The sequence below is a fragment of the Rhizobium sp. RHZ02 genome (assembly GCF_014851575.1).
Taxonomy (GTDB): Bacteria; Pseudomonadota; Alphaproteobacteria; order Rhizobiales; family Rhizobiaceae; genus Rhizobium; species Rhizobium altiplani.
In genome coordinates this window covers 172,020-187,186 of record NZ_JACUZX010000007.1, presented here as the reverse complement: position 1 = coordinate 187,186, position 15,167 = coordinate 172,020, and the positions used below count along the sequence as shown (strand labels likewise).

Sequence of the window (15,167 nt, the reverse complement as noted above, 5' to 3'; positions counted from 1 at the left end):
TCTTGCTGCCCGAAGACAATTGTTTGCGTTAGGCTGCCACGGGTTCACAGTGTGCGGATTACGCACTCCTGTTCAGGCAGAAACGCTGATGGATCAGGCTTAGATAGTCATCCGCACCGCCGACCCTGGGAGGGCTGTTGTGGCTTCGGGCCATCGGTATAACGATACGCGGCGATGGTGATCGCGAGTTTAATCAAAACCTCTGGCATCGGATCAGGTTGGTCATGCAAAAGGGCCCCGCCTGAGCACAAGCGGGGCGAGGAGAGCGTTTGGACATCAAAAGAAACGGCAACGAAAAAAGCCGCCATTCCAGCCTTCAGCTGGCGCTGCGTCCAGATAAAGTTCGCCGAGCACGCAGCGTATCATTCAAGGGCCAGTTCCATTCATCGTCTTTGTCGGGATCGCAGACAAGGATATGATGCAGGCAGACACGCAACGGAGGGTTTTCGATGGCTAGCCTTCGGATAGATGTGATGAGAATGGTGAGGCGCAACAAGCTGGTTGGCATGTGGGCGGCGGAAAAACTGGCGCTCGCCGACGAAAACGCGAAAGCATACTCGGATGAACTTGCCAGAGGGGCGGTTGACGTCAACCGCAACGATATCCTTGCCATCATCCGGAGAGACTTCGACGCGGCTGGTGTGGATCAATCGGATGAGGATATTCTGGCAGTTATGAACGTCTGCTGGCTTGAGGCTGGAAATCAATCAGAGACGTCGGATGCCAGTGACGGTGCGCTTGTGCAGATTGCGCGCAACCTGGTGAAGTAAAATCTGGTTACACTCTGGCCGGGGAGGCGGTGGAGAGGCGAAGGTCCCGGTGGTCTAAGGCGCCGCGAGGGATGGTATTCTGTGACCGTCCGTTGTTTCGCACACGTCCTGATTTGGTTCACCGGGGGAAATTGGCGAACCGATCCATAAAATGGCAGTCGGCGCGCTTATGTCCATTGCCGCCCATTGGAGCTGGCTTCGATCTTTTCCCAAAAAGGCCTCCGGTGCTATTCGGATTCTGAGGACTACGGCGATTACGTGATATTGACGGACGACGGAGGCGCCGAAATCCACCTGACGAAGGCGGCCGAGGACTGGCTCGTTCCCGGCAAGAGCCCGTTCGGCATCTACTTCTACGCTGACGATGTCGAAGAACTGGCGGCCCGGCTAAAAGGCAGGCTTCTTTATCCACCAGTCAAGCAGCCATGGGGCATGTTCGAATTCGCAGTGTCCGATCCGGACGAACACCTGGTGCGCGTGGGCCGGAGGATCGATTGATCGGGTCTGGACCTGCGGCCCTGATAACGGGGAGAGGAGCACCCGTACACCGCCTTTCTATTCCCCGTAGCGACGGCTGCCGTTTACATTCCGTCCGACGATTTCCCTGATGATGGTCAGTGTTTCTCTGGCGGCTTCGTTGGGCGGCAGGGCCGTGTCCGCGACGTTGCTGACAAGCCTGGTGATGTCGTGATCGATATCCTTTTCGGACCATCGTTTGCCCTTGGCGACAGTAATGTACACCGAATAGGCGTGGTGCATCGTCCCTGGCCGTTCGCCGATGATGTGAAGAATCCCTCGGAAGCTGTTGGGATTTGTCCTTGCGAAAAGTACCTCGCCGATCCTGTATCCGGCTCTCACCCTTCCGCTGGTAACAACAATGTTCTTGTTGCTCATTGCGACGCCAGCTGTGGCCAGCAGCCGGCGCATCTCCTCGAGATAGGGCGCAAGATGTCCATCATCCATGATGGCCTTTGCATTTAGTCCGTCGGAAATAACGATCTGACCTTGAGGGATATCGTCTCCCCAGGCATCTCTCAGTCTTTCGACGTCCCGCAATCCTTCCGCGTTCAACATCTCGCCACTCATGGGATGGGCTATGTAGTCATTGCGATCCCTGGACTGTGTGTGCACTGAAACGGCATCGGGAATGCCGGCGATAAACTCGGGCGTGAATTCGGTCCAGAGGGACTGCTTCGCATCCTCGTACAAGCCTTTGACCTTGGTCGAAAGCGTCTGATTGAGATCCCATCTGTTCCTTCCATGCCCTGTGGCAATGTCGACCCCTCGCTTCTCAATCTCCCGCATCTTCTGCCGGCCTTCCGCATAGACCTGCTCACGCGATCTTTTGTCGCCCTTGGCCAGGCGATATTGGAAGTACACCCAAAGGGGATTTCCATAATTCGCCGTGTAGCGGTTGTCCTTGCCCACCACGCCGAGCCGCTTGTAGAAGTCCCAAATCGCATCGTTGACCCGAAAGCCGAACTTTTCGCGCAAGCGCACGTGATCCTGAAACGATGTGGTGAGGTAGCTCAACATCGGGTCGTTCTTCGTTGGCAGCGCGATCAGATAAGCGGGATTGGCCGGCATGATCTGATCCTGGCACCAATCCAGGTCATCAAGGCTCACTGTCATGTGCAATGTCGTACAAATGTCCAGACCGATGGTAAGGCCATGGAGCTTGCCCATGACCAAGTCTTCGAGACAGCATCTCACGAGTTGGTCGCGGCTCTTGAATACCTCCGGCCCGATAAAACCGGCGACATCATTGACGTGAAGCCAGGCGCCCTTGGGCTGCACCTTGGCAAGCTCCAATCCTACAGCCCTGCTGAAGCCGTATTTTCGTGACTCAAGAACCATCATGTCGACGCCGTTCGCCGCCCCATTGGTGAATTCCGAGCCCTGTCCGGTTTCAAAGTAGAGGCCATATCGCTGCCCCTTCTTCGCCCGCGCATATTTCAGGATCTTGTCAATCGTGATGTCGAAGATCTTGTTACAATCGTCAGTTCCAGCAAGGCTCTGGAACATCGTGGAGACGGTTTTGGGGAAGCTGTCGCCTACTTCGGCCTGGACATCGATGTGCGAGAGGACGCACCACGGGATCACATCCTGCAGCTTGAAGGTGTCGACAACGTCCTTGAGCGCACGTTCGACAGTGGCGACGCTGTTGACCGTACTGTCAACTGGATTGGTGCCGATGACGATGTCGCCCGTGGCATACGAAAATGCGTCGAAGACCTGCCAGATTATGTCGTCGGGATGGTCCGTCGGTGAATTGGGCTGGATGCGTGCGCCCATGTATCCCTTCGCGCCAAGCTTGGTGCCAGGCATTGCGTTAAAGATCTTTCGGCTGACGGAGACGAGCTCTTCATTGCTCATCAATTTCGGCACGCAGCCGATGGTGTCGCTGGTCAGGCCATTCATGACACCCCTAATCTCGTCCTCTGGCTCGGCGAGAAGAAATTCCTTCAATTCGCCCATGGTCCAGTCCTTGACCTTTTCGTACTGGGCCTGGTCGGTGGTCTGCCAGATGAGTTGTTGCAGATCATCCTGAGATAATGGTCTCGCGTAGAGGTCCGCGAGCTTGGTATTCGTCAACAGAATGCGCGCATTTCGTCGCGTCGCATCGTTGTCGGCGCCAACGCCGATTGCTTGATCTCCTTCCTTGAACTCATTGGCAGCACCGATAACCTGCTGGTATAAAGTCGGTTCAAAGCCGCCCTTCATTCTTGAGATGTAGGTAAAAATATCCTCGCCTTGTTTCACGTCCTTGATGGAGAATGCATCCGGCTGGGACGCGGACTTGGCGCCATTGCTGTAACTGGCGATCGTCGCGGCGGCGGTTCCCGCCACCAGCAGAAGATCTCTTCTGGATAGTCCGTCACGCGCATCAGACAACAAGCCCTTGTTCATGGCGATACCTTTCCGTGGGTCAAAGGTCATTGGCTCTGCTATGCCTCGAACCGGCTGTCGGAGTGAAAACCTCCCGCAGCGGCACGGTTCTGAGCTACCTAAGGTCGTTTCGCAACTGAGCGGATCCCCCCGCAAGATTTCCGATCGCAATGCCGCCTTGCGAACCCTGTTGTCCAAAATCGGAACCGCCGGTTGGCTGGTACAAGTGTTACAATCTCATGACGATGCGACCGTCGATCTTTCCCGCTTCCATACGGTGGAAAATGTCATTGATGCTCTCGAGACCCTCCCAGGAGAAATGAGGTGTGACTTTTCCTTCGGCCGCGAATTGCAGCGATTCCTCCAGATCCTGGCGCGTACCGACGATCGATCCCCGAACTGTTATGCGTTTCAGGACTGTTTCGAACACCGGCAGCGATATCATCCCCGGCGGCAGGCCGACGAGTGCCATCGTCCCACGCGATCGCAGGAAGCCAAAGGCCTGCTCCATGGCGGCGGGGGAGACCGCCGTAACGAGAGCCCCATGTACACCGCCATCGGTCGCCTTCCGAACCTGCTCGACGGCGTCGCCAGCCTTGCAGTTGATCGTGACGTCCGCCCCGAGTTGTTTTGCCAAAGCCAGTTTCTCTTCGAAGATGTCGGCGGCGACGACATGCATGCCCATCGCCTTTGCATACTGGACGGCCATGTGACCCAAGCCTCCCACGCCCGAAATGGCAACCCATTCGCCTGGGCGCACCTCTGTCTCTTTCAATCCCTTGTAGACAGTGACGCCCGCGCAAAGAACCGGGGCAGCGGGGCCGAACTCCAAATGGTCAGGCAGTGTGCCGACGAACTCAGGATCAGCGAGCCCATACTCGGCGAAGGTGCCATTAACGGAGTATCCGGTGTTCGACTGCGAGGCGCAGAGTGTTTCCCAACCGGTTCGGCACTGCGGGCAGTAGCCGCACGCGCTGTGTAGCCAGGGCACGCCAACACGGTCGCCCTCCTTCACTCTCGTGACACCGGCGCCGATTGCCGAAACATAGCCAACGCCCTCGTGCCCGGGTATGAATGGTGGGCTCGGCTTCACCGGCCAATCCCCATTGGCTGCATGGAGGTCGGTATGGCACACGCCAGTCGCTTCGTATTTGACGAGTATCTGCCCCGGTTGCGGAGATGGCACGGGCACATCTTCGATCACGAGAGGTGTGCGGAACTGTCGAACGACAGCGGCCTTCATCATCTGACCCATGAGTTTCCTCCAACTGGAAACGAGACGCCGGTCAATCTGAAGCTGCGTCGTGAGCCAACGATGCGCGGGATTGCCAAGAGACCGCGCCTGGTCCACAACGCAAAACACAGTAAGTCACGTCCCGATATCGTCGCAAACGTAAACCTCTTCCGATCGGTCGACAACAATGAAGCGGCGAGGGGGCCTTCGGCAGTCATAGGTCGGGCGAAATATCCTGGCAGAGAGCAGCCTCTGGACCAGCGGCTGAGGCCCATATTTCCGCTTGCGTAGGCTGCGCGTCGGCTCCATGTTGATCATATTCTTGGTCGGGAGGTTATAATGGTAACGGGCACGGTGAAATTCTTCAACGAAGACAAGGGGTTCGGTTTTATCAGTCCCGAGGGGGGCGGCAACGATGTGTTTCTGCACATCTCGGCTCTTCAGGCGTCTGGGATCCAGACCATCCGCGAGGGGCAGAAAGTCTCATTCGACACGGAACCGGATAAAAGAGGAAAAGGCCCCCAGGCTGTCAATATTGAACTGCGGTGACGGATCGTCTGTCATTGGCCCGCCTACCGTATGGTGACAAGGATATATCGTCGTCGATGCCGATGCCGGTATTCTGCAAATCGACGGGTTTGTTACTCTGGGCTGTCCCGGCTGGAAGGTGAAGACGTAGCTGACCTGATGACGGTCACGACGTGGTATCTTTGAGAGGTGCGGCTCAAACAGGGCGCAACCGGACACCCAGCATCCTGCACAGGACGAAATCTCCCATGCCAGAGGGGGAGAAGCTTAGCTCTTTTTAGGCAACGCCTGCGCTTCTCTCGCGATCGCGGGCCGCTTTGGATTACAGGGCTCTGGCCATGCTGGCATTGAGCGATCAATGTCGCAGTGAGGTAAAAGGCAGCCCTTCTGGACCGTTCACCGCCCACTGGAAATCAAGTGCGACATCGTCCTTTCCGCGGTATAATGGTGGACTGCAAAGTTGACGGAAGGGAAGCCGATGAAAAGGCTAGCATTCGTTGCCGTGTTGCTTGCGACGGCGTTGACGAGCGTCCCGCCGGCAATGGCATTCCCCACCATCGTCGCCCCGAAGATCGATTCCCCGCAGGCGCAGCCGGTGGACTATCATGGCGGCCACGGCGGTTACTACCACGGCGGATACTATCACCATCATGGCGACGGCGGGTGGGGCTGGGCGCTCGGCGGCCTCGCGGCAGGCGCAATAATCGGCGGATTGCTGGCGCAGCCGAACTATTATGCACCTGACTACTACGACCCGGGTTACTACGGCCCGTCTTATTATGCGCCTCGATACTATCGCAGAGCGTATTACGGTGGCAATGCGCATACGCGCTGGTGTTATGCGCGTTATCGATCCTACAGGAGTTATGACAACACGTTCCAGCCCTATTATGGCCCACGACAGGCGTGTGTCTCGCCCTACTACTGATGGCGCGCACGGCCCTTGGCGGAAGCGAAAGGATTTGCGCATGATGTCTGCCAGCTGATGGCGCGCGATACCCCCCGACCTCCATCTTATCAAGATGACCAAAAGCCTTCGGAACGGCAAAATTTCTTTCTTGACTATCTACGAAACGATCGCATGGCGACGGCCGTGGCGCGCCTCTGTCGCCGCGGGCGCGACCAGGCGGTACCATCTCTATGCCGCTGACCTCGGCACAAGCAGACGTCCGATCTCGACCCGGCGCGGTTCACTGTTCGAACGGTGCCTGTGCTGCTTGCGAAAAGCTCAGCCTGGCAGGATTATTGTGATGGTGAGCGACCGCTTGAAGAGGCAATCAAGCGTCTCGGAAAAGCAAAACGGCCAGCATGAGTTGCCAGATGTGTCTTAAGGCCACGGCACATGGACAAAGAAGCAAAAACCACGGCCACCCGGCCTTGGCGTGTCGGTGCAACGACTGATCTGCCGCACGACCGGATAACGGTGGAGCGGTTTCGAGAAGCGTTTCCTCGTGCGCGGTGGAGCGACAGCCTGAACGCCTGGTTCGTGCCCGGTCGTACAGCGGAAAGGCGTATCAGCCGATGGTTCGCCGAAGTGGAGGCTGAGGCAGATGCATTCGCTGACGAAAAGGGCAGGGACGCGTTTGCATTCGATCCGATCGAAAGCCGATATCTCGAAGCCGCGACGGCGACGTTCCAGATCCGGACGCCCTATTCACGAAGTGTCATCAAGGAGATCCGCGAGATCCCTTATGCACGCTGGGACGTTGATCGCCGCTTATGGACTGTTCCTTACCGGTCGTTCGAGGACCTCCGCAGTCGATGGCCGGCGATCGAAGCGGCTTCCGAGCGCAGTGAGCCCGAAGCGAGGCGCGCGCGGCGGGAGGCCATCAAGGGAACGGAAGAAGAGGGCTTGTCCAAGGCGAGGACACGGGAGCGCCGGCGGAAGCGATACCCTGTTCCCGCACATGATGGCCCGCCTTTCGCGCGCGCGATCGGGACGCATGTCGGAGTCGTCTGTTTCATCGGCACTGACGGCGAGTTGGCGGACCGGCCCACGGTCAGCGCGTTCTATTTTCCCGCAACTGAAAGCGTAGAATATGTCTGGGCGTCGTGGCGCGCAGGCACACTTGAAGAACTGGTCACGACATGGCCTGCGCGAACACCACCCAACAAGAGTGAGCTCGATCGGGGCTGGTGGATGCCGACGCTGGAGGAGTTGCGACCTGCGCGACGCGACGCGAGATCCAGACGGCTGGCGAACGAGCGTAAAAGCAAGGACAGGTCATCGAATGAGAGAACGGCAAACCGCCGCCTTTGAGCAATTCCGAAGCCTGCCGCCGGTCGAGCCGATCGAAATCGTCGGATTGTGGCAGGGGCGCGGCATCCCCGCCGGGCACCCGCTCGACGGCGTGCTGGAAAATCTTGGCTGGTTCGGAAAGCGGTTTAGGGCGGACATGCGTGCAGACGCATTACTGTTTTGGACGCGAGAGCGGCGTCTGATTGCCATCGATCCAGCACAGATACCGGTTTGCCTGGCACTTCGTTTCCACAAGCTCGGACGCACGGGAGCGGCGCGGATCCTGTTCTCCTATCTGCGCCGCGGTTTTCAGGCGAGTGGTCCGGTGGCTTGCCTGAGGATCATGCGGTTTGCCGGCGCCGAGAGTGCGGCGATGGTCTATGACGAGCAGCCGATTGTCGACTATTTCCGCCGCGTCGATGAAAGAAAGATCATGGGGGTGATGACGATCAAAGGCGAAGACCAGATCTACTTCTTTGAACTCGAACGGACGGAAGAGCTTGAAAAAGAACAGGCGCACACCAAATAACGCCCCACTACCCGTTTCGATGGTCCTTGCCGTGCAGATTTCTGCCGCCTGCGGTCGTCCGGGTTTGGCAGGGCGCTCCCCGCAAGGGTCGAGCGCCCTGCCTGTTTTAGTCTGCATTTTCTCGGCCATGGACAACAACATTGTCCTGGATCTCACGGCTCTAATGCATGGCGGAGCGTGGCATTGACAATCGGCGAAACTTGATCTGCGCGATCAAAGTCGGCTGAGCGAAGGCTAGTCTTCCTGCTTGAGGGTCGGCCGGCCATTTAGCCTTCAGTCTATCGACGCCACTAAGCCATGGAAGCCTGCTTGCGTAGCTTTCCTAACAGTGGAAGTATTCGAGATAAGACATTGAAATAAAAAACAATATTCTCTTGGATCTCTTTAACTCAGGTCATCCTTTCATTGCCGCTAAAATGAATCTCTCGACTTGCGTAGGCGAATGCGAACCACTCCAAGTGTGGCCCGCCACAAACGCTAGAGCATTGCCTCACTGACAACGCTCGCGTTTTCTGACCCTAAGCCTCATGGAGGTAAGCGATGGATCGTCGCCTCTCAATCAGACCTAAGTCCAACGCCCGAACTTAATGATCCTTCGACTGTTTCTTAAGGGAGCCGGAAGGAGAAAAGACGATGAAGTTCGGATCAGACAGCTTTAGCCATGAACAGCATTGCACGAGCGGTCATAGTTCGGCTGCGACTATTGCATCCGTTGAAGCGGCAATGTCCGCCGACCCCGATCTGGATAGCTCTGCCATCACGATCAAGATGCTGGGTCCTGTCATTCTGCTAGAGGGATACATCAATAACTACGCCGAGCGGGAACGCGCAACTTCGATCGCCGCGTTAATAGTCGGACCAGAAAATGTCCAAGATCGAATGCTAGGTCGCATTATTGAACACTAGGATCATCAGTCGTGGTTCTCGGTTATTTGTGATGCGCATATTTCGCAGGCCCGGAAAGTGGATGGGCGTGCGGGAAGCTTCCTCTTATCGTTTCTTACGATGACGCTTTGAAAACGTGGGCGGAGCGGGTTACTGCATGGGCCCGCGGCGAAGAGCCCGTTGACGCGGAACGGGTTACCGCGCCGCTTTCCCCGTCCAAAAAGGGGCGGGATGTTTACCTCTATTTCGACAACGACGTTAAAGTTCGAGCGCCTGCCGATGCGCATATGTTGGCGAAGCGTCTTGGGCTCGTGGTTGGGGCAGAAAAGAAATGATGTTTCGACGGGAGCACCTAAAAGGCATCACGACACGAAAGTGATGAATCTGTCCGACATTTGAGAACATACGGTGATCACGCTGCGAGGATGGATGTTTCGCGCCGCAGTGGCCTGAGATCGATGCTGTCCGACGGTCGCGATAGGCCGGCGATTGGCAGCAACGATCACATCGCCCATGCGCAGACCGGCTCGGGCCGCAGCACTTCCATCTTCAACGCTGGAAACAACCACGTTGCCGGCCGCATCCTGGAACTCAGCGCCCTCAAGGCGAGCGGGCATGGCTCCAGGCTTGGCAATTGCCTCGTCCGGCTCGATGTGCATTGACACCGTTTTGCGAACCCGATCGCGCAGAAATTCGATTTCGACTTCCGATCCGACCTGAGCCAGGCCGACACGATTGCGGAGATCTGCCGAGCCCGTGATTTTGCGATTGTTGACGGCGATGATGACATCGCCAGCTCGAAGGCCCGCCTGTGCCGCGGGCGAATCTTGCTCAACGCTGCCGACGACGGCGCCGTAGCTTTCCGCAATGCTCAGCGCCTCGGCCAGGTCGGGCGTCAGGTCCTGGACGAAGATGCCGATCCGGCCGCGCCGCACTTCGCCATGCTCGATCAGTTGCTCCATCACGGCCGACGCCATCGCGATCGGAACCGCAAAGCCGATGCCGACATTGCCGCCGGTGGGCGCGATGATTGCGGTGTTGACGCCGACCAGCATGCCGTCTGTTGTCACCAGTGCGCCTCCCGAGTTGCCGGGATTGATCGAAGCATCCGTCTGGATGAAATCCTCATAGCCCTCGAGATTGATGCCGCCACGGCCAAGGGCGCTGACGATGCCGGAGGTGACGGTCTGGCCAAGCCCGAACGGATTGCCGATCGCGACAACGGAGTCGCCGACCCGCAGCGCACCGGAATCGCCAAACGGAAGCGCCGTCAGCTTGTCAGCGTCGATCCTCAGCAACGCTATATCCGTTGCCTTGTCGGTGCCGACCAATTCGGCCGTGAAGCGGCGGCGGTCCTTCAGGGTTACCGCAATCTCGCCGGCGTCCGCGACGACATGGTGATTGGTGAGGATATAGCCTTTGTCGGCGTCAACGATGACGCCGGAGCCCGCGCTCAGCCGCTGCTCCTGCTCAGGCAGGTTGAAATAGCGGCGGAAGAAGGGATCGTTGTAAAGAGGATTGGTTTCGGCGGAAACGCGAGACCTTACTGCAATGTTGACGACCGCCGGCGTGACCTTCTCCAAGACATCAGCGAGCGGGGGTTGCGTGCTTGCCGACATCGCCGACTGCGGCCGCGCCGCCAGTAACGGCGCAGGAACCAGGATGAGGACGAGTGCGGCGAATACGCCAACATATTTCGACGAACGCGTGGTCATTTTTGGCCCCGAATTCTTCAGATCCTCCTTCGGTGCAGGGGGCGGGCCCTCGGGGCCAGCCTCATCGGAGCCACGATTTTGGCTCCTGCCAAACCAGCACCAGTCCGATATCGAAACGCCGCGCCGATTCAGGCGCAATGCATCTCTTACTTCACAAGTCTACCCAAAGCCCGCGCCCCGTCGGGGCGCGGACTTATCGTTGCAGTCAGAAGTCCATGCCACCTCCCGGCATCGGCGGAAGCGGTACATCCTTCTTCGGCTTCTCGGCGACCATTGCCTCGGTGGTAATCAGCAGGCCGGCGACCGAGGCCGCGTCCTGCAGCGCGGTGCGAACGACCTTGACCGGGTCGATCACGCCCTGAGCGTAAAGATCCCCGAATTCGTTGGTCTGGGCGTTCCAGCCATAGCCAAAATCGGTCTTCTCGCGCAGCTTGCCGACGATGATCGAGCCTTCGGCACCCGCGTTCTCGGCGATCTGGCGCACCGGCGCTTCGATCGCGCGGCGAACGAGGTCGATGCCGTGCCTCTGGTCGGTATTCTCGGTCTGCGTGTTGTCCAGTGCTTTGACGGCCCTCAGCAAAGCGACACCACCGCCCGGCAGCACGCCCTCCTCGACGGCCGCCCGCGTGGCATGCATCGCGTCGTCGACGCGGTCCTTGCGTTCCTTCACCTCGACCTCGGTTGAGCCGCCGACGCGGATGACGGCAACGCCACCAGCAAGCTTGGCCAGGCGCTCCTGCAACTTCTCGCGATCGTAGTCCGACGTGGTTTCCTCGATCTGCGCCTTGATCTGCGCGACGCGGCCCTCAATCTCCGTTTTCGAGCCAGAGCCGTCGACGATCGTCGTGTTATCTTTTTCGACGACGACCTTCTTGGCGCGGCCAAGCATATTGAGGGTCACGTTCTCGAGCTTGATACCGAGATCTTCAGAGATCGCGGTTCCGCCAGTGAGGATCGCTATGTCCTCCAGCATCGCTTTGCGGCGGTCGCCGAAGCCCGGCACTTTGACGGCAGCCACCTTCAGGCCGCCGCGCAGCTTGTTGACGACGAGCGTCGCCAGCGCCTCGCCTTCGACATCCTCGGCGATAATCAGCAGCGGCTTTCCAGATTGAACGACCGCTTCGAGAACCGGCAGCAATGTCTGCAGGTTCGAGAGCTTCTTTTCGTGGATCAGGATGTAGGGTTCCTCGAACTCAACCCGCATCTTCTCGGGGTTGGTGACGAAATACGGCGAGAGATAACCGCGATCGAACTGCATGCCTTCGACGACTTCCAGCTCCGTCACCGCGGTCTTGGCTTCCTCGACGGTGATCACCCCTTCGTTGCCGACCTTTTCCATCGCTTCTGCGAGGAAGCGGCCAATCTCGGTGTCGCCATTGGCCGAGATGGTGCCAACCTGGGCGATCTCGTCGTTCCTGGTGACTTTACGGGCGTTCCGCCGCAGTTCCTCGACCACAGCTTCGACTGCTTTGTCGATACCGCGCTTGAGGTCCATCGGGTTCATGCCCGACGCCACAGCCTTCGCACCTTCCTTGACGATCGCCTGAGCGAGAACAGTCGCGGTGGTGGTGCCGTCACCAGCGATGTCGCTGGTCTTCGAGGCAACCTCCCGCACCATCTGTGCGCCCATATTCTCGAACTTGTCCTCAAGCTCGATCTCCTTGGCGACGGTCACGCCGTCCTTGGTGATGCGGGGCGCGCCATATGACTTGTCGATCACCACGTTACGGCCCTTGGGACCGAGCGTAACCTTGACGGCATTGGCGAGGATGTCGACGCCGCGCAGCATCCTTTCGCGGGCGTCGGAATGGAATTTCACTTCCTTGGCAGCCATTTTTCTACTCCTTCCTCAGGCAGCATTCCTTGTCTGGCAAGTCCGGATCGGCACTAGGCTGCGTTTCTCGCTACGGCGTCGATCTCGACCACGCCCATCACGTCCGATTCCTTCATAATCAGGAGATCCTCGCCATTGAGCTTGATCTCGGTGCCCGACCATTTGCCGAACAGAATGCGGTCACCCACTTTCACATCGAGCGGTCGCAACTGCCCGCTGTCGTCGCGCGCACCCGGGCCGGCGGCAACGACCTCACCTTCCTGTGGTTTTTCCTTCGCCGTATCTGGGATGATGATGCCGCCGGCCGTCTTTTCCTCGGCCTCGATGCGGCGAACCAGGATACGGTCATGCAACGGACGGAACGTCATTTCGCTCTCCTCATCGACAAACAGATTTTTCAACGGGTCCTCGGCGCCGCATTCGGAGCGAACCGACGCGGGGCGCGCCGACCCTTTCGGCATCGCGCGCAAATCGATCTGGTTTTTGTCTTTTCGAGTTTCAAGAGGGAATCAGAAATTTTTTAGCACTCCACCAGGTCGAGTGCTACCGGCATGAATTCATGAGACTATTTCACGTCGCTGGTGGTTGGATGGTGTGGCTGCCTCTTGACGCAAGGCATCATGATCCCCACCTCATTCTCATCGACGCCCAAGTGGGTCGACACCAGTCCGGGAGCCCCAAGCTTCTTGGCGCTCCCTCGTACCTATGTTGAGACGAAGTCTTCCGCGGCTTCGGCCCGCCATCGTTGCTCGGTGGCACGTCGCCCTTCAATGGTTCGTGGCCGCACGAGGAAATCGAGGAGAATGACAACGAAATCCGCCTGATCGCGGAGGTACCAGACGTCGAACCAGACAACATCGAGGTGCTGCTGGAAGATGGCGTGCTTACGCTTCGCGGCGAGAACAAATCGGAGACTGAGGACAAGGATCGCCGGTTCAGCGAGCGCTACTACGGGCGCCTCGAACGGCGGCTGGCCCTTGGTCGCCAAGTCGATGAGGACAAGGTCGCCGCAACGTTCAAGAACGGTCTGCTCACCTTGACGCTGCCGAAGACCGAAAAGGCGCGAGCCAACGTCAAGCGGATCACGATCGACAGCACCAAATAATACCGACCGCCGCAAGCCAGCCGGGTGCCAACGTGCCCGGCTGGTTATTCGCGTGGCAAAAACCGATGACGTGGTTGACGGAACCCCTTGCACGCATTTTTCGCCCGTCACGCTCTGTGATGACTTCGGCGCGCGTCTCGGGGCGACCTTGGCTGCTGGTATTCGAACGGCAAGCCCCACCCGTCATCGACTATCTGATGGGCTACACTGGCGGGAGTGACACGCTGACTCAGGTTGAACTGCATTTCCCAACCCGCGATGCCGCCATTGCCTACGCAAAGCGACAGAAACTGAATTGCACCGTCGTAGACGACAGGAGCCGCCGTCCCTAGTTTTCGTTGATATCGCCGGCAAGCTCTACCATTCAATCCCCGTTGCTGCGCGATCGGCGCATCGATCGGCATCGCCAATTTTCGGAAGAGCCCGCCGCTGAAGCGGCGGGCCGTGCTCTCCTTTTCTCGATCATACATGTGCATGCGAGTTCCGCCGATAGTCCCAGAGTGCCCAGGCTGACACGGCGGTGACGAGCACGCCGAGGACCACATGGGTCCACATCGCGTTCATGTTCGCCGCGAATTGAAGCAGCCAGGGCGAGACCATCAGCCAGGAGAAGGTGCGGCTCAACCGCACCACAGCCTACCGCTCCTCCAGGCCTAAAAGCGGCCGCCGGAACAATAATGAAAAGCGAAAGCTGGCACCGTGCCGTCTGAAGAAGGCATTCTCTCAATGTGAACTGAATTCCCAGTCCGTATATCTTTGACGGGCCGCCTCATATGAGAACCGCCCGTCGGAAAGCTGGCAAGGCTTTGAAGCAGGCGCCCAGATAACTCCGTCAGATATCGTACCGCGAATCGAGCTCTCGCAGGGCAGACCGAACCTCATCGATTGAAACCGGCTCAGGCGTTCCTGGCATATGACGGAGAGCTGGCTTCGAATCTATCGCGTAAAAGTCCGAAGCCCACGCGGCGAGAATGGCCCGTTTATCATCGACAGAAAGTGCAGGAGCCTTCACCACATCCATTGGACGTCGAAACGGCGACCAGTGAGATGCTAGAACTTCCGGTCCGATGTTCACGGCAGTTGCGGCAATCTGCTTAAACATATCGTCCATCATCGGTTCACCTCAGCTTACGTGTGGATCCCGACTCCACCTCGGATAAGTCGCCGTTACCGGGTCAGTTTCCGGCGCCAGCAGATCGTGTTTTTCCGCGAAGGCGGCAAACAACCCACGTGCGGTCTCAGCTTCGATCTCGCCGCGCAAGGCGGCGCGGCACGCCTTGAGCGCAACCGAATGCGGACCATCCCTGAGTGATATCGGCCACTCGACCAGATGGCGGTAAGCGTCCATCACGTTTCTCACTTCCGTCGGAAATCCAAGGCCGACGAGAATACGCACAGGGTTCTCGAACATATCGGGTTTCATAACTCTCTCCTTTCCA

17 protein-coding genes and 2 pseudogenes are annotated in these 15,167 nt (G+C 58.3%); 11 read left to right on the top strand and 8 right to left on the bottom strand.

Annotated features, from left to right (window positions below):
- Positions 1-473: 473 nt before the first annotated feature.
- On the top strand, positions 474-770 hold the full coding sequence (locus IB244_RS14155) for an ATPase inhibitor subunit zeta (RefSeq protein WP_246733608.1): 297 nt from the start codon (positions 474-476) through the stop codon (positions 768-770).
- A gap of 258 nt (positions 771-1,028) precedes the next feature.
- Positions 1,029-1,268, top strand: a complete 240-nt coding sequence (locus tag IB244_RS14150) for a hypothetical protein (RefSeq protein WP_169680726.1) — start codon at positions 1,029-1,031, stop codon at positions 1,266-1,268.
- Between the two features lie 57 nt (positions 1,269-1,325).
- Here IB244_RS14150 and eutB read toward each other — a convergent pair whose 3' ends face one another.
- Together eutB and adhP are read right to left on the bottom strand one after the other, a co-directional pair.
- The gene (eutB, locus tag IB244_RS14145) at positions 1,326-3,680 is read right to left on the bottom strand and encodes an ethanolamine ammonia-lyase subunit EutB (protein ID WP_169680990.1); all 2,355 of its coding nucleotides are present in this window, start codon (positions 3,678-3,680) and stop codon (positions 1,326-1,328) included.
- A 208-nt stretch (positions 3,681-3,888) separates the two neighbouring features.
- The gene (gene adhP / locus IB244_RS14140) at positions 3,889-4,914 is read right to left on the bottom strand and encodes an alcohol dehydrogenase AdhP (protein WP_169680728.1); all 1,026 of its coding nucleotides are present in this window, start codon (positions 4,912-4,914) and stop codon (positions 3,889-3,891) included.
- Between the two features lie 315 nt (positions 4,915-5,229).
- On the opposite strand from adhP, the gene IB244_RS14135 reads away from it, so the two are divergent.
- The 7 genes from IB244_RS14135 (at position 5,230) to IB244_RS14105 (ending at position 9,409) form a co-directional block, all read left to right on the top strand.
- Positions 5,230-5,442, top strand: a complete 213-nt coding sequence (locus IB244_RS14135) for a cold-shock protein (protein WP_169680992.1) — start codon at positions 5,230-5,232, stop codon at positions 5,440-5,442.
- 457 nt (positions 5,443-5,899) lie between these two features.
- Entirely contained in the window at positions 5,900-6,349 is a 450-nt protein-coding gene (locus IB244_RS14130) for a BA14K family protein (protein ID WP_169680730.1), read from the top strand.
- A 15-nt stretch (positions 6,350-6,364) separates the two neighbouring features.
- Entirely contained in the window at positions 6,365-6,571 is a 207-nt protein-coding gene (locus IB244_RS33095) for a hypothetical protein (RefSeq protein WP_409564063.1), read from the top strand.
- A 192-nt stretch (positions 6,572-6,763) separates the two neighbouring features.
- Positions 6,764-7,681 (top strand): hypothetical protein, encoded by a 918-nt coding sequence (locus IB244_RS14120; protein WP_169680732.1) that lies wholly within the window; start codon positions 6,764-6,766, stop codon positions 7,679-7,681.
- Positions 7,653-8,189: a DUF4334 domain-containing protein gene (locus tag IB244_RS14115; RefSeq protein ID WP_169680734.1), complete on the top strand. Its 537-nt coding sequence runs from the start codon at positions 7,653-7,655 to the stop codon at positions 8,187-8,189. The genes IB244_RS14120 and IB244_RS14115 overlap by 29 nt, the downstream gene beginning before the upstream one ends.
- 633 nt (positions 8,190-8,822) lie before the next feature.
- The gene (locus IB244_RS14110) at positions 8,823-9,095 is read left to right on the top strand and encodes a BON domain-containing protein (protein WP_062375180.1); all 273 of its coding nucleotides are present in this window, start codon (positions 8,823-8,825) and stop codon (positions 9,093-9,095) included.
- 107 nt (positions 9,096-9,202) lie between these two features.
- Positions 9,203-9,409: a DUF72 domain-containing protein gene (locus tag IB244_RS14105; RefSeq protein WP_210258192.1), complete on the top strand. Its 207-nt coding sequence runs from the start codon at positions 9,203-9,205 to the stop codon at positions 9,407-9,409.
- 27 nt (positions 9,410-9,436) lie between these two features.
- On the opposite strand, the gene IB244_RS14100 is transcribed toward IB244_RS14105, so the two are convergent.
- From IB244_RS14100 to IB244_RS14090, 3 genes are all read right to left on the bottom strand, one after another.
- A complete protein-coding gene (locus IB244_RS14100) occupies positions 9,437-10,789 on the bottom strand; it encodes a Do family serine endopeptidase (protein WP_246734414.1) in 1,353 nt (450 codons plus the stop codon).
- A 205-nt stretch (positions 10,790-10,994) separates the two neighbouring features.
- Positions 10,995-12,623 (bottom strand): chaperonin GroEL, encoded by a 1,629-nt coding sequence (groL, locus tag IB244_RS14095; RefSeq protein WP_192304635.1) that lies wholly within the window; start codon positions 12,621-12,623, stop codon positions 10,995-10,997.
- Between the two features lie 53 nt (positions 12,624-12,676).
- Complete coding sequence (locus IB244_RS14090) at positions 12,677-12,991, bottom strand: co-chaperone GroES (protein WP_058325139.1); 315 nt, start codon at positions 12,989-12,991, stop codon at positions 12,677-12,679.
- A 344-nt stretch (positions 12,992-13,335) separates the two neighbouring features.
- On the opposite strand from IB244_RS14090, the pseudogene IB244_RS14085 reads away from it, so the two are divergent.
- Positions 13,336-13,728, top strand: a pseudogene (locus tag IB244_RS14085) (Hsp20/alpha crystallin family protein); the annotation flags it as partial.
- Positions 13,729-13,793: 65 nt separating this feature from the next.
- Positions 13,794-14,060: an NADH dehydrogenase ubiquinone Fe-S protein 4 gene (locus tag IB244_RS14080; RefSeq protein ID WP_113472164.1), complete on the top strand. Its 267-nt coding sequence runs from the start codon at positions 13,794-13,796 to the stop codon at positions 14,058-14,060.
- Between the two features lie 130 nt (positions 14,061-14,190).
- On the opposite strand, the pseudogene IB244_RS14075 reads toward IB244_RS14080, so the two are convergent.
- The 3 genes and pseudogenes from IB244_RS14075 to IB244_RS14065 all read right to left on the bottom strand — a co-directional run.
- Positions 14,191-14,334: pseudogene (locus IB244_RS14075) on the bottom strand (SPW repeat protein); the annotation flags it as partial.
- A gap of 226 nt (positions 14,335-14,560) precedes the next feature.
- Entirely contained in the window at positions 14,561-14,842 is a 282-nt protein-coding gene (locus tag IB244_RS14070) for a hypothetical protein (RefSeq protein ID WP_060585934.1), read from the bottom strand.
- Between the two features lie 9 nt (positions 14,843-14,851).
- Positions 14,852-15,151, bottom strand: coding sequence for a DUF982 domain-containing protein (locus IB244_RS14065; RefSeq protein ID WP_192304633.1), 300 nt, complete (start codon positions 15,149-15,151; stop codon positions 14,852-14,854).
- Between the last annotated feature and the right edge of the window lie 16 nt (positions 15,152-15,167).